The sequence below is a fragment of the Maricaulis sp. B-26 genome (assembly GCF_056857855.1).
In genome coordinates, this window is the sequence record NZ_JBSXNX010000023.1 from 158849 (window position 1) to 172868 (window position 14020).

The 14020-nt window shown below is 66.1% G+C and carries 16 protein-coding genes; 11 read left to right on the plus strand and 5 right to left on the minus strand.

All coding sequences use genetic code 11. The features are described from left to right. Window positions 1-4 precede the first annotated feature (4 nt). The 5 genes from yidC (at window position 5) to dapD (ending at window position 4996) form a co-directional block, all read left to right on the plus strand. Entirely contained in the window at window positions 5-1813 is a 1809-nt protein-coding gene (yidC, locus tag AC13HB_RS10080; RefSeq protein ID WP_482949616.1) for a membrane protein insertase YidC, read from the plus strand. 71 nt (window positions 1814-1884) lie between these two features. Further along, a complete protein-coding gene (gene yihA, locus AC13HB_RS10085) occupies window positions 1885-2460 on the plus strand; it encodes a ribosome biogenesis GTP-binding protein YihA/YsxC (protein ID WP_482949617.1) in 576 nt (191 codons plus the stop codon). A gap of 3 nt (window positions 2461-2463) precedes the next feature. Continuing rightward, on the plus strand, window positions 2464-3462 hold the full coding sequence (locus tag AC13HB_RS10090; RefSeq protein ID WP_482949618.1) for a DUF1036 domain-containing protein: 999 nt from the start codon (window positions 2464-2466) through the stop codon (window positions 3460-3462). Beyond that, entirely contained in the window at window positions 3462-4172 is a 711-nt protein-coding gene (locus AC13HB_RS10095; RefSeq protein ID WP_482949619.1) for a pyrimidine 5'-nucleotidase, read from the plus strand. Before AC13HB_RS10090 ends, AC13HB_RS10095 begins: the two co-directional genes overlap by 1 nt. Beyond that, window positions 4169-4996: a 2,3,4,5-tetrahydropyridine-2,6-dicarboxylate N-succinyltransferase gene (gene dapD / locus AC13HB_RS10100; protein ID WP_482949620.1), complete on the plus strand. Its 828-nt coding sequence runs from the start codon at window positions 4169-4171 to the stop codon at window positions 4994-4996. Before AC13HB_RS10095 ends, dapD begins: the two co-directional genes overlap by 4 nt. Here the strand turns inward: dapD and AC13HB_RS10105 are convergent. After that, window positions 4993-6216 carry a BaiN/RdsA family NAD(P)/FAD-dependent oxidoreductase gene (locus tag AC13HB_RS10105; RefSeq protein WP_482949621.1) on the minus strand — a complete coding sequence of 408 codons (1224 nt, stop codon included), beginning with the start codon at window positions 6214-6216 and terminating at the stop codon, window positions 4993-4995. The two genes, dapD and AC13HB_RS10105, sit on opposite strands and share 4 nt — an antisense overlap. A gap of 212 nt (window positions 6217-6428) precedes the next feature. Here AC13HB_RS10105 and AC13HB_RS10110 point away from each other — a divergent pair, with 212 nt between their 5' ends. Both AC13HB_RS10110 and AC13HB_RS10115 read left to right on the plus strand, forming a co-directional pair. Next, window positions 6429-6770 (plus strand): aspartate decarboxylase, encoded by a 342-nt coding sequence (locus AC13HB_RS10110; protein ID WP_482949622.1) that lies wholly within the window; start codon window positions 6429-6431, stop codon window positions 6768-6770. A gap of 26 nt (window positions 6771-6796) precedes the next feature. Further along, entirely contained in the window at window positions 6797-7312 is a 516-nt protein-coding gene (locus tag AC13HB_RS10115) for a GNAT family N-acetyltransferase (protein ID WP_482949623.1), read from the plus strand. Here the strand turns inward: AC13HB_RS10115 and AC13HB_RS10120 are convergent. Continuing rightward, a complete protein-coding gene (locus AC13HB_RS10120) occupies window positions 7309-7773 on the minus strand; it encodes a cupin domain-containing protein (protein WP_482949624.1) in 465 nt (154 codons plus the stop codon). The two genes, AC13HB_RS10115 and AC13HB_RS10120, sit on opposite strands and share 4 nt — an antisense overlap. Window positions 7774-7823: 50 nt before the next feature. On the opposite strand from AC13HB_RS10120, the gene dapE reads away from it, so the two are divergent. Together dapE and AC13HB_RS10130 are read left to right on the plus strand one after the other, a co-directional pair. Further along, window positions 7824-8990: a succinyl-diaminopimelate desuccinylase gene (dapE, locus tag AC13HB_RS10125; protein WP_482949625.1), complete on the plus strand. Its 1167-nt coding sequence runs from the start codon at window positions 7824-7826 to the stop codon at window positions 8988-8990. Beyond that, window positions 8987-9562: a hypothetical protein gene (locus AC13HB_RS10130; protein ID WP_482949626.1), complete on the plus strand. Its 576-nt coding sequence runs from the start codon at window positions 8987-8989 to the stop codon at window positions 9560-9562. Before dapE ends, AC13HB_RS10130 begins: the two co-directional genes overlap by 4 nt. Here AC13HB_RS10130 and truA read toward each other — a convergent pair. The 3 genes from truA to AC13HB_RS10145 are packed head-to-tail and all read right to left on the minus strand — an operon-like array spanning window position 9535 to window position 11877. Further along, the gene (gene truA / locus AC13HB_RS10135; RefSeq protein WP_482949627.1) at window positions 9535-10293 is read right to left on the minus strand and encodes a tRNA pseudouridine(38-40) synthase TruA; all 759 of its coding nucleotides are present in this window, start codon (window positions 10291-10293) and stop codon (window positions 9535-9537) included. The genes AC13HB_RS10130 and truA overlap by 28 nt on opposite strands. After that, window positions 10293-11225 carry a methionyl-tRNA formyltransferase gene (gene fmt, locus AC13HB_RS10140; protein WP_482949628.1) on the minus strand — a complete coding sequence of 311 codons (933 nt, stop codon included), beginning with the start codon at window positions 11223-11225 and terminating at the stop codon, window positions 10293-10295. Before fmt ends, truA begins: the two co-directional genes overlap by 1 nt. 43 nt (window positions 11226-11268) lie before the next feature. Continuing rightward, entirely contained in the window at window positions 11269-11877 is a 609-nt protein-coding gene (locus AC13HB_RS10145) for a hypothetical protein (RefSeq protein ID WP_482949629.1), read from the minus strand. A gap of 156 nt (window positions 11878-12033) precedes the next feature. Here AC13HB_RS10145 and AC13HB_RS10150 point away from each other — a divergent pair, with 156 nt between their 5' ends. Further along, window positions 12034-12885 (plus strand): pirin family protein, encoded by an 852-nt coding sequence (locus AC13HB_RS10150; protein WP_482949630.1) that lies wholly within the window; start codon window positions 12034-12036, stop codon window positions 12883-12885. Between the two features lie 135 nt (window positions 12886-13020). Then, window positions 13021-14004 (plus strand): glutathione S-transferase family protein, encoded by a 984-nt coding sequence (locus AC13HB_RS10155; protein ID WP_482949631.1) that lies wholly within the window; start codon window positions 13021-13023, stop codon window positions 14002-14004. The last annotated feature ends 16 nt before the right edge of the window (window positions 14005-14020 follow it).

Below are 14020 nucleotides of genomic sequence, written 5' to 3' on the forward strand. Positions count from 1 at the left end.
TTTCATGGGCGAAGATCAACGCAATTTATTCATCGCACTCGGCCTGATCCTGGTCATCATGCTGGGCTATCAGTTCTTCGTGCTGGACCCGGCCGCCGACCGCCGCCAGGCCGAGCTGGAAGCCGAACAGGCCGCAGCGGAAAGCACCGAGATCGCCGATCCCGACCTGCCCATGAGCACGGTCGAGGGCAGCGCGCCGACGGTGATCGACCGTGAGGACGCCCTCGCCGAGAATGCCCGGGTCGAGATCGATGCCGTCGTCGACGGCCGCGGCGTGATCGGCAGCCTGTCCCTGACCGGCGCCCGCATCGACGATATCCGCCTCGCCCATCACTCCGAGAGCATTGACGACGATACGCCCGTCGCCGTGCTCAATCCGATCGGCAGCGAGCACGTCTTCTATGCCCGCGACGGCTGGCAGTCCGCCACGCCGGGCTTCGCCGACCTGCCGGGCGGCAATACGCAATGGGAACTGGCCTCGGGCACTGTGCTGACGCCGGAAACCCCGATCATGCTGGTCCACGAGACCGCCTCCGGCCTGCGCTTCGAACGCCTGATCACGGTCGACGAAAATTATCTCTTCACGCTGACCGACACGGTCACCAATACGTCCGGCCGGGAAGTCGAGCTGCAGCGCTACGGCCTTGTGCGTCATGAGGGCCTGCCGGAAGACCCGACCAATAATATCGCGGTCTTCGAAGGCGCCCTCGCCATCGTCGACGGCGCGCTCGTCCAGCGCAAATTCGGCAAGCTCGAAGACGGCAACGGTCTAGAGGAGAGCGGCACGGGCGGCTGGGTCGGCATTACCCAGCGCTACTGGATGGCCGCCGCCATTCCCGACCAGGACCGCGCCTTCACCGCCCGCTTCCGCACCATCGAGCGCGGCGAAACCGATGCCTTCGAGGCCAGCTATGTCGAAACCGCGCAGGCCCTGGCGCCCGGCGCGAGCCTGAGCTCCACCACACGCATCTTCGCCGGCTCGAAGGAGCTGGACGTGCTGCAGGCCGTTCAGAACGATGTCGGCATCGAGCGCTTCGACATGGCCATCAACTGGGGCTGGCTCTGGTTCCTGGCGCGGCCCTTCGTCTGGCTGCTGCACATTCTGGAAGGCGTCACGGGCCAGTTCGGCCTCGCCATTCTCGCCCTCACCCTGATCATCAAGATCCTGATGTTCCCGCTGGCCAACCGCGCCTACGCCTCGATGGCGAAGATGAAGGCTGTGCAGCCGAAAATGCAGGAAATCCGCGAGCGCTATGCGGCCGACCAGCAGAAGCAGCAGCAGGCGCTGATGGAGCTTTACCGCAAGGAGAAGATCAATCCGCTGGCCGGGTGTATCCCGATCCTGCCGCAGATCCCGATCTTCTTCGCGCTCTACCAGACCCTGTTCAACGCCATCGAGATGCGCCACGCGCCCTTCTTCGGCTGGATCCGCGACCTCTCGGCCGCCGACCCGACCTCGATCTGGAATATCTTCGGTCTCCTGCCCTACGACCCGTCCGGCTGGCCGATTCTCGGCGGCGTGCTCGCCATCGGGGCCTGGCCGATCATCATGGGCATTACCATGTGGGCCCAGCAGGCGCTCAACCCGCCGCCGCCCGACCCGATGCAGGCCCGTATCTTCGGCATGCTGCCCATCGTCTTCACCGTGATCCTGGCGCCCTTCGCGGCCGGTCTGGTGATCTACTGGGCCTGGAACAACTTCCTGACCGTGCTCCAGCAATACGTGATCATGCGCCGCAACGGGAACGAGACCCAGCTGGACAAGCTGATCGCGCGCCTGATGAAGCGCGGCGAAGCGGGAGGCGAGTCCTGAGCCAGTCCGACGATGACGCGCTCGACGTGGAAGCAGGGCGGCGGCTGTTCGCCCGGCCCTGCAACTTCCTCATGGGTGCGGTCGGGCTGGACCATTTGCCGCCGCCTGACCGGATCGAGATCGCGTTTGCCGGCCGGTCCAATGTCGGCAAGTCCTCGCTGATCAATGCGCTGACCAATCAGAAGAACCTCGCCCGCGCCTCGGGCGAGCCGGGCCGCACGCGCGAGCTCAACTTCTTCGACCTGGACGACACCGAGCTGCGCATCGTCGACTTGCCGGGCTATGGCTATGCCAAGGCGCCCAAACCGATCGTCGAGAAGTGGACGAAGCTGACGCGAGCCTTCCTGCGCGGCCGGGTCAATCTCAAGCGCGTCTACCTGCTGATCGACAGCCGCCACGGCCTCAAGGACGTGGACCAGAAGATCATGGACGTGTTCGACGAGGCCGCGGTGAGCTACCAGCTCGTCCTGACCAAGGCCGACAAGATCAAGCCTCCGGCCGTGGCCCGCGTGACCGAGGAGACCCTTGCCGCCATCATGCGCCGCCCGGCCGCCTTCCCGCGCGTCGTCGCGACCTCCAGCGCGAAGAAGGACGGCGTCGACGTCCTGCGCGCCGAAATCGCAGCCTTGCTGGCCCAGGGAGCCTGACCCATGCCCGTGCGTTTTCTTGCCCTCTCGGTTCTCGGCCTGACCGCCGCCACGGCGCTCGCCGGCGGCCGGGCGGAGGCGGCGGAGCTGTGCAACGAGACGAGCTATATCCTCGAGGCCGCCACCGGCTGGCCGGTCGAGGGCGGTGTTGCGATCCAGGGCTGGTATCGCGTCCGGCCGGGCGAATGCACCGAGGTCGCCGATGCGGACGATCTCGAGGACGACCAGCCGATCTTCTATTACGCCAAATCCAGCCTCGCCTATCTCGGCGGCGTGCGCGAATGGCGCGGCACCGTGCCGATGTGCGTGGACGAAGCCGATTTCGAGGTCGTCGCCAATACCCGCTGCTCCGCCCTCGGCCTTGCCTCGCGGGAATTCTTCATGCGCGAAGGCGATGAGCGCGAGCGCACCGTCCTCGTCGAACCCGCCGATTACGGCCGCCGCGCCCGCGTCGCAGGCCTGCAGCGGCTGCTCCAGTCGGCCGGCTACAGCGTGACCGGGATCGACGGCTATGACGGCCGCTCGACGCGCCGCGCCGTCTCCAGCTTCCGCGAAGACAATGCGATCGGTGCCACCGTCTCCGACAGCGCCTTGATCGACGCCCTCGAACGCGTCGCCCTGGAACGCAATGCCGCCAGCGGCCTGACCCTGTGCAACGAGGCGGACGGCGATATCGCGGCGGCCGTGGGCTATCGCAGCGACTCGCTCTGGCAGTCGCGCGGCTGGTGGCGCATCCATGCCGGCGAATGCGCCCGCCTGCTCGCCGACCGTCTTGAGGATACCGACGCATTTTACTACGCCGAACGGATCAGCTCGGCCGCTCGCCGCCCCATGCTCGGCGGCGATGAAGGCTTCTGCTATGCTCCGGCCCGCTTCGTAGCGGAGGAGCGCAGTCTGTGCGCCGAGCGCGGCTATGGCGAGGCGGACTTCGTACGCATCCCGGAACCGGAGGATGGCGGCGTTCGCGTCACCCTTCAGGAAGAGGACTTCCGTAGACAGTGATGGCGAGCCAGCGCCCCGATCTCAGCCATATTTCGCACTGGGTCTTCGATCTCGACAATACGCTCTACCCGTCCGACGCGCCGGTCATGACGCAGGTCGATGCGCGCATGACCGAATTCGTCGCGCGCCATCTCGGCCTGCCCCATGACGAGGCCCGCGCCATGCAGAAACACTACTGGCGCACCTACGGCACGACGCTGAACGGGCTGATGGCCAATCACACCGTCGATATGCGCGAATTTCTCGATTTCGTGCACGATATCGACGCCAGCGTGCTCCAGCCCGACACCGCCCTCGCCGAGCGCATCGCCGCCCTGCCCGGCAAACGCCTCGTCTACACGAACGGCTCGCTCGGCCATGCCGAAAACATCATGGCGCGGCTCGGCATCGACCATCTCTTCGACGACATTTTCGACGTCGAGGCCGCCGGCTTCACCCCCAAACCCCACCGTGAAGGCTTCGACCGCTTCACCGCCCGCTTCGCGCTGCCTGTGCCGGAGAGCGTCTTCTTCGAAGACTCAGTCCGCAATCTGAAGACGGCGCACGAGATAGGGTTCACAACGGTGCTGGTTCGGGCCAAGGAAGGCCCACGGGACGAGGAAAGCGCCGCCCCGGACGAGCATCCCGACCACGTTCACTTCGCTGTGGACTGCCTGCCCACCTTTCTGGGGTCCATACGGACCTCAGCCATGCCGGACGACAAATCATGACCGACACCACCCTCATCTCCACGATCGAAAATGCCTGGGACAATCGCGACGCCGTGACCGCCGAAACGACAGGTGAGGTTCGCGATGCCGTGGAGCATGCGATCGGGTTGCTCGACAGTGGCGAGGCGCGGGTGGCCGAGCGTCAGGGCAATGGGGACTGGCAGGTCAATCAATGGCTGAAGAAGGCCGTGCTGCTGGGCTTCCGGCTCAATCCGATGGGGCTGGTGGATGGCGGCGTGGCCGGGTCGAAATGGTGGGACAAGGTGCCTTCCAAGTTCGAGGGCTGGGGCGAGGACGAGTTCAAGGCTGCCGGCTTCCGCGCCGTGCCGCCCTGCGCCGTGCGCCGCGGCTCCTATATCGCGCCGGGCGCGGTGCTGATGCCGAGCTATGTCAATCTCGGCGCTTATGTCGATGAAGGCACCATGGTCGATACCTGGGCGACGGTGGGTTCCTGCGCCCAGATCGGCAAGCGCGTGCACATTTCCGGCGGCGTCGGGATCGGCGGCGTTCTGGAACCGCTGCAGGCGGGCCCGGTCATCATCGAGGACGACGTCTTCATCGGTGCGCGCTCGGAAGTCGCCGAGGGCGTGATCGTGCGCGAGGGCGCCGTGCTCTCCATGGGCGTCTTCCTCGGCCAGTCGACCAAGATCGTCAATCGCGAGACCGGCGAGATCACGCGCGGCGAAGTGCCGGCCTATGCCGTCGTCGTGCCGGGCACCCTGCCCGACCCCAAGGGCGGCCCCTCGCTCGCCTGTGCGGTGATCGTGAAACAGGTCGACGCCCAGACGCGCTCGAAAACCTCGATCAACGACCTCTTGCGCTAGCCGCCCGCGGCCAGCCAGGCCTCGGCGCCCTTCGCGGCGGCGAGGCCGGTGGCGAAGCTGGCCTGCAGGAGATAGCCGCCGGTCGGGGCGTCCCAGTCGAGCATTTCGCCGGCCACGAAGACGCCCGGCAGGGCTTTCAGCATGAGATTATCGTCCACGGCCGCGCGGGTAATGCCGCCGGCGGAGGAGATGGCGCGCTCGAAACCGCGCTGGCCGGTCACGGCAAGATCCAGCGCCTTGATCCGCGCCGCCAGCGCGTCCGGCTCGCGCGGCAGCTCGGCCGCGCCTTCGCGCAGAAGGCCGGCCGCGGCTCCTGAAATCCCGGCCTTGCGCAGCCGGTTGGAAAGGCTCTCGCCCTTGCGGCCGCGCGCCAGTTTCCGGCTCAGCGCCGCAAGCTCGACATTGGGGCGCAGATCGATCGTCATCGTCACCGGCTCGCCGGACGCCAGCGCGGCGCGGACCGGTCCGGAGAGCGCGTAGACCGCGCCGCCCTCCAGCCCGTAGCGCGCGATCATGGCCTCGCCCTTGACCCGCTCCCCGCCGCAGGAGAGCGCGATCGTCTTGAGCGGCGCGCCGGCAAAGCGCTCCGCGAAATGCTCGCTCCAGGCGATCTCGACACCGCAATTGGACGGCGCCATCTCGGCGACCTCGACGCCGTGCGCCTCCAGCACGCTGCGCCAGCCGGCATCGGATCCGAGACGCGGCCAGGAGGCACCGCCGAGGGCGAGCAGGACGGCATCGGCGCGATGCTCCACTGCCTCGCCGCTCTCGCGTTCGAAGCACAGCGCCCCGTCCTCGTTCCAGCCGGTCCAGCAATGGCGCAGATGCAGTCGCACGCCCAGCCCGTCCAGCCGCGCCCGCCAGGCGCGCAGGAGGGGCGAAGCCTTCATCGCTTTCGGGAAGACGCGGCCGGAAGAGCCCACAAAGGTCTCCTGTCCCAGCTCCTCGCACCAGGCGCGCAGCTCGGCGGGCGTGAAATCCTCGATCATCGGCCAGACCCAGCCCGCCGCCTCGCGATAACGCTCGCGGAACACCGCCAGCGGTTCGGAATGGGTGAGGTTGAGCCCGCCGCGCCCGGCCATCAGGAATTTCCGCCCCGGCGTCGGCATGCGCTCGAACACGTCCACCTCATGCCCCGCCCGCGCCAGATGCTCGGCAGCGAAGAGGCCGGCGGGGCCGGCGCCGATGATGGCGATGGTCTTGGAGGAGGATGTGCTCATGCGCTCTTCCTAACCCGCCCTGTCGCCGCCCGTCACTTTCTGCACGCACGACGCCACGCGACGGAACCCCTGCGGCGACGTCTCGGCATGACGATCAGGGGCAGGTGCGGGCAGAGATCGTCCCCCCTTCCCCACACTCGCACTGATGCGCCGCTACCGCGATCCCCTCGAATCTGATCAAAGTGGGAGAAATCCAGCATGAGGGGCGCGCCATGAGCGATGAGATGACCAAGGAAAAGCCGAAGGCTGCCGATCCGGCTGCACCGTACGGATCCGCCGACAACCCGTCCGAGTTCGACGTGCTCAACCGTATGGGCGCGGACGAGCCCTATTTCATCATCCGTGGCGGCGACCCGCTTTCGGACGCCTTGGTCGAGCTGCACGCCTACATCGGCGCAGGCCAGTCCGGTGCGGCGCACGATACGCTGGAGCGCATCCTCGCCCTGACCTCGCAGAACCCGCCGCGCCCGGTCGGGTCGCCGAAATATCGCGAGACCTTCAAGATTTCCGTTTCGATGGAACGCTATCGCGAGACGCACGGCCGCTCGCACTGATCGCGGGAGGCTGCGGGAGATCACTCGTGCCAGTCCAGTCCAAACCGAGCAAGTTCGACCTGAAATGGGCCGGGCCCGGCGATTACGATGCGCTGGGCCAGCTCATGTATGCTGCCGTGCGTCACGGTCCCTCGCGCTATAGCGAGGACCAGCGCCGGGCCTGGGTGCCGGCGCCGCGATCGGGAGACGACTGGCACCGGCGCCTTGCGAACCAGGCCATCATCATCGCCGAACGCGACGGCATCTATGCCGGCTTCATGAGCCTGGAACCGGGCGGCGAAGGCCGCGGCTATCTCGATTTCGCCTATATCCGACCGGCCTATCAGGGCACGGGCCTGTTCCGCCGGCTCTATGCCCGGATCGAGGAGAAGGCCCGCGAGACCGGCCTGACGCGCATCGACGTCCATGCCAGCCTGATGGCCCAGCCCGCCTTTTCGGCGGTCGGGTTCGAGATCGTCCAGCCCGAACAGGTCCGGATCGGCGACCAGGTCTTCGACCGGTTCGCGATGGAGAAACGGCTCGACGCGGGCGAAGACGCCTAGAATTCCGAGCCGTCCTTGCGGCGAAAACAGTCCGGATTGCTGTAGCGGCCCGGCTGGGCCTGCATGTCGATATCGGGATAGAAGGCCGCGTCATTATCGCTGCGCGAACCGACCACGAGGAAGACGCAGTCCTTGTCGCCATTATTCTGCAGATGGTGCGCATTGGGCACGCCGGCAGGGAAGCCGATCACATCGCCCGGACGCACGGTCTGCTCGCCCTCGTCGGTGACGAGGGTCGCCTCGCCTTCCTGCATGATGACCAGCTCGTCCTCATGGCTGTGCCAGTGACGCTGACCGGACCAGCTGCCCGGCGTCAGGCGGACGATATTCACGCCGAACTGGGTGAGCTGGGCTGCGGGAGCAAGCCGCCGCACCATGCGCTTGAGGCATGGCCCGCCATATTCCTCCGGATAACCCGTCCCGCCCGTTTCCTCGACATCTTCCAGCGTAAACTTGATCATGTCTGCATCCTTGTTCTGGCGTGCCCGGGCGAAGCGACTATGTTGCCAGTATGACCGTGCAGACCGACCTCTCCAATCCCCTCCCGCTGGCCCAGGCGCTCATTCGCCGGCCCTCGATCACACCGGCCGATGCCGGCGCGCTCGGCGTGCTGGAGGATGCCCTGACCTCGATGGGGTTCGATTGCCGCCATTACCCGTTCGGCGAGGTCGACAATCTCTATGCGCGGCTGGGCAGGGGCTCGCCCTGTTTCATGTTCGCCGGCCATACGGATGTCGTGCCGCCGGGTGCGGAAGCGGAGTGGAAGAGCGGGCCCTTCGATGCGGAGACCCGGGACGGCGTGCTCTGGGGCCGCGGCGCCGCCGACATGAAAGGCGCCATCGCCGCCATGGTCGCCTCTGTGCACCGCCATCTCGACGCCAACGGCAAACCGGACGGATCGATCGCCTTCCTGATCACGGGTGACGAGGAAGGCCCGGCCATCAACGGCACGAAGCGCGTGCTGGAAGCCATTGCGGAAGAAGGCGAGCGCTTCGATCACTGCCTGGTCGGCGAGCCGACCAATCCGAACGCGCTGGGCGATACGATCAAGTCGGGCCGCCGCGGCAGCCTCAATTGCGAGGTCACCGTGACCGGACGTCAGGGTCATGTCGCCTATCCGGAACGCGCGGAGAACCCGATCCCGCGCCTGCTCGGCCTGCTCGACCGGCTGCTGGCGCGCACGCTGGACGAGGGCGCGCCGCATTTCCAGCCGTCCAATCTGGAAGTCACCTCGGTGGATGTCGGCAATCCGACCACGAATGTGATCCCCGCCGAGGCCAGGGCACGCTTCAATATCCGCTTCAATATCAAGCACGAGGGCGCAGACCTGGAACGCTGGATCCGCGACGAGGCGGCCAAGGCTGCGCTCGGTTTCGACGGCAAGGTGGAAACCGACATCCATGTCACGGGCGAGGCCTTCCTGACGCCGGCCGGCGAGTTCACCACGCTTCTTCAGGACTGTATCGAGGCAGAGACCGGGCGCCGCCCGGCCCTGACCACGGGCGGCGGGACGAGCGATGCGCGCTTCATCCAGGCCTATGGCCCCGTAGCGGAATTCGGCCTCGTCGGCGCCACCATGCACCAAGTGAACGAGCGCGTTCCCGTTTCCGATATCGAAAGCCTGACACGGATATATACCCGCATCCTCGAGCGCTATTTCGCGAGCCCGATTACATGATCCGACTGATCGCCGAAGCCTGGCTCGCCATTCAATCGAGCTGGAAACTGCTGACCTTCAAGCCCGGTTGGGAAAGCGGGTTCGATATTTCCGTCGGTGGCTTCTGGCGATCCTTCACGGCCTCGCTCTTCGCGCTGCCCATGGTCGCCTTCATGCTGGTTTCCTCGAACCAGCTCGGCAATCCGATGCCGGACGGCTATCGCTATCTGGCCTATTTCGCGACCTGGATGGCTTTCCCGCTTGCCGCGTTCGCCGCGGCGCGGGTCGTTGGAGCGCCCCGGCGCTTCGTGCACTGGGTCGTTGTCCACAACTGGGCGATCCTGCTGCTCTACGCCATCCAGGCCTTTGCCTGGGCGTTACGTACCGCCGGGCTGATCGATACGGCCATGCTCGGCATGTTCTTCATATTCTACGAGTATTTCCGGGTACTCGTGCACTGGCGGATCGCCTATTGCGTGCTGGGCGTGCCGACCATCACTTCGGCACTCGCCGCGGCGGTGCCGATCCTGTTGTCCGAGATCACCGTGCAGCTGGTCCTGGGTCTCTACGACGTACCGGCTCCGGCCGGATAATCCACCGCCACCAGATAGAGCCCGTCCGGCGGGGCGACCGGACCGCAGCGGCTACGGTCGGCGGCGTCGAGTGCGGCCTTGAAATCCCGCGCCGACCATTTGCCCACGCCAACCTCGACCAGCGATCCGACCATGGAGCGAACCTGGCGGTGCAGGAAGGAAAGCGCCGAACAGGTCAGCTGCACCTCCTCGCCATAACGCGAGACGGAAATCTCATCGAGCGTCTTCACCGGGCTTTCCGCCTGACACTGGGCGTCACGGAACGTCGTGAAATCATGCTGGCCGAGAAGTGCCTGGGCGGCATGGTGCATGGCCTCGGCATCGAGCTTGCGCGGCACCCGCCAGACCTGGCCGCGATCGAGCGTCAGCGGAGCGCGGCGGTCGATCATGCGATAGAGATAATGCCGCCTGCTTGCGGAGAAGCGGGCGTGGAAATCGTCGCTCACGCGCTCGGCCTCGATAATGGCGACCGGGTGCGGTTTGAGATGGTAATTGATCGCGTCGCGCACCTTGTCGGCGGCGAGGTCCTTGGTCAGGTCGAGATGGGCCACCTGCCCCAGCGCGTGAACGCCGCTATCGGTCCGGCCGGCGCCATAGACGAGCACAGGCGCGCCATCGAGCTTTTGTGCGGCCTTTTCCAGCGCTTCCTGGACCGAAGGCGCATTGTCCTGACGCTGCCAGCCCGAGAAGGGCCCGCCATCATATTCGATCGTGATCCTGTAGCGGGGCATCAGCCCAGCACCGTCCCGGCAGGCAGTTTATTGCCGCGCAGGAAGTCCCCGGCCGACATGGCGCCCTTGCCTGACCGCTGCAGACGCTCGAGACGCAGGGCGCCCTCGCCGCAGGCGATGGTCAGCGCATCATCGAGCACCGTGCCCGGCGCACCGGAGCCCTCGGCTTCGCTCGCCATCAGGACTTTCACGCGGACCGGCTCTTTCTCGCCCGCCATCTCGAACCAGGCGCCCGGGAAGGGCGCGAGACCGCGCACATGCAGGGCGAGTTCGCGCGCGGACCGCGTCCAGTCGATGCGCGCCTCCCCGGACGAAATCTTCTTCGCGTAGGTCACGCCCTCTTCGGACTGCGGCACGGCCTCGAGCGAGCCGCGTTCCAGCGCGGACAGCGCGCGCGGCCACATCAGAGCGCCGGTCTCCATCAGCCGGTCGTGCAGGCTGGCCGCGGTGTCCGTTTCGGCGATGCGCACGGTTTCGGACAGCAGGATCGGGCCGGTATCGAGCCCGGCTTCCATCTGCTGGATCTGTACGCCGGTTACGTCATCGCCCGCCATGATGGCGCGCTGGATCGGCGCGGCCCCGCGCCAGCGCGGCAGCAGGGAAGCATGCAGGTTGAGACAACCCATGCGCGGCGCATCGAGCGCCTCCTGCGGCAGGATCTGGCCATAGGCGACCACCGCCGCGAGATCGAGATCGAGCGAGGCGAATTCGGCGATCACCTCGGGATCGCGGAAGCTCTCCGGCGTCGAGACGGGAATGCCCAGCACCTCGGCCAGCTGATGGACCGGCGTCTTCTGTTCGGCCTGCCCTCGCCCGCGACGGCGCGGCGGCTGGGTATAGACGCGCGCCACCTCATGTCCGGCGGCTGCGATCTCGGCGAGGGAGCGCGCCGCGAAATCCGGCGTGCCCATGAAAGCGAGGCGTAAGGTCATGGCGCGGGTTAGAGCGTCGCCGCGCCCCTTTCGTCAAGCCTCCTCAGCCTTCGGTGTCATCCATCTCTCCGGTCGCATCCTCGAAGCCCCAGGGCGGCGGCGGGGCGTCGACGGGCTCGGTCAGGTCGAACTCGGCCTCGAAATGCCGGTTCGGACGATCGAGCGCATAGGTGAAGCTGGTATCGGTGATGGTCACGGACCAGACATTCTCGACAGAATCGGGATTGCCCTCGGCGAGGAAGAGGGCCCTGGAGAAATCGTCCGCCGGGAATTCGGCACGGCCATCGGCCGGCGGCGTCGCGGTCGTGCCGCCATACCAGGTGAGAATATCTTCGGTACCGTCTTCATGCCGGTGATCGTGCTTGAGCTCGAGCCCCTCGCCCTGGCGCGTGAACACCCAGGTGCGCGAGCGATTCTCGCCGACATGGAGCGGGACACGAATTTCCGTGTCCGAGCATTCGCGCACATGCATGGTCAGAACCTCGGAAGCCCAGTCGGCATCGCGCGGATCATCGCTGACCACACGCCCCTCGAAAGCCTGACCGCACAGGGCCTCCAGCTGAGCGAAGAAATCCGGCGTCTCCTCGACGGACGGCGAACAGGCGGCGCAAACGGCCAGTGCGGCCGACACGGAAAGCAGGCGTGCATGCATGATCAGTCTCCCCAGTCTTTCCCGGGAGCCTGCCCCATCCCTTCCCGATTGGAAACAATCCTTTTCGCGTTCACCTGTCGTTTCGGCGGACAGGACGCCCTATCTTCCTGGTCAAGCAAAGGCCGCAAGGCCGTTCAGGACAAGGAGCACGTCATTATGACTGCGACCGATACCCTCACCCGCGCCCGCCGTATCACCAAGGTGTCGCGCGGCCTGCCGACCTCGGACGGGGCCGGCGTCAAACTCACCCGGATGCTGGGACATCGGGGCCTGATGGATCTCGATCCCTTCCTCATGCTCGACCAGATCCGCTCGGACGACAGTGCGGACTATATGGCGGGCTTCCCGAACCATCCGCATCGCGGCTTCGAAACCGTCACCATCATGATCGACGGCAAGATGCGTCATGGCGACAACAAGGGGCATTCCGGCGTCATCGAGGGCGGCGGCATCCAGTGGATGACGGCCGGTCGCGGCATCGTCCACTCCGAACTGCCCGAGCAGGAAGACGGCCAGCTCTGGGGCTTCCAGCTCTGGGTCAATCTGCCGGCCGAACTGAAGATGACCGATCCGGGCTATCAGGAGTTCGCGAAGGACGAGATTCCGGTTGAGGAACGCGAGGGCGTCCGCCTGCGCGTTCTGGCCGGCACCAGCTCGACCGGCGTGACCGGACCGGCGAAGAGCGTGTCCATCCAGCCCACGCTGATGGATATCACGCTTGAGCCGGACGCCACGCTTGAGGAGGCGATCCCGGAGGATCACACCGCCTTTATTGCGGTCTACAAGGGCATGGTGTCCTCGGGCGAAGGCCGGGTCAGCGATCCCGATCTGGGCGTGCTGGAAGACGGCGACCGGATCGAGCTGAAAGCCGGCCCGGAAGGCGCGAGCCTGCTGCTCGTCGCCGGCAAGCCGATCGGCGAACCGGTCGCCCGCTACGGTCCCTTCGTCATGAATACCGAAGCCGAGCTTCACCAGGCTGTGCGCGATTTCCAGGCCGGGCGTTTCTGACGCGAAGCCAGCGACTGCGGCGCCGGCCCGCGCCCAACCCCAAACCCCGAACGATACCCTCGCGGGTGGTCGGGCCGGGAGCGCGGGCCGGCCACGGACTTTCAAAACAGACGTTTCCGATCAAGGGAGTAAGCGATGGGTCTTCTCATCGACGGCCATTGGCATGACCAATGGTATGATACCGGCGCCAATAAGGGCCGTTTCGAACGCTCGGTCGCGCAATTGCGCAACTGGGTCACGCCGGACGGTTCACCCGGGCCGACGGGCCGCGGCGGGTTCAAGGCCGAACCGGGCCGCTATCACCTCTATGTCTCCTATGCCTGCCCCTGGGCCCATCGCACACTCATCTACCGCGCGCTGAAAGGCCTGACGGAGATGATCGACGTCTCCGCCGTACACTGGCTGATGGCGGAGAATGGCTGGACCTTCGCGGCGGACAAGGACGGCCTTGTCGGCGACAGGCTTATGGACAAGGCCTTCATGTACCAGGTCTATCTCGCTTCGGAGCCGGACTATTCCGGGCGTGTCACCGTGCCGGTGCTCTGGGACAAGCAGACCGGGCGCATCGTCTCGAACGAGAGTTCCGAGATCATCCGCATGTTCAATTCCGCCTTCGACAATGTCGGAGCGACGCCGGGCGACTATTATCCCGAGGGCAAGCGGGCCGAAATCGATGCGCTGAACGCGCTCATCTACGAAACGGTCAATAACGGCGTCTACCGCTCCGGTTTCGCGACCACGCAGGACGCCTATGAGGAGGCGGTTTTCCCGCTTTTCGAGAGCCTGGACTGGCTGGAGGATATCCTGGCCGGGCAGCGCTTCCTGACCGGCGACGCGCCGGTCGAGGCCGACTGGCGGCTGCTGCCGACCCTGCTGCGCTTCGATCTCGTCTATCACGGGCATTTCAAGTGCAATCTGAAACGCCTGACCGAATACCCCAATCTGTGGGCGTATACGCGCGATCTCTATCAATGGCCGGGCGTGAAGGAGACGTGCAATTTCGAGCACGCCAAGGCGCACTATTACGCCAGCCACGACACGATCAATCCGACCCGGATCGTTCCGGCCGGTCCCGTTCTCGATTTCGACGCCCCGCACGGACGGAACACAATGTCGTAATCCCACTGCCGCAGGC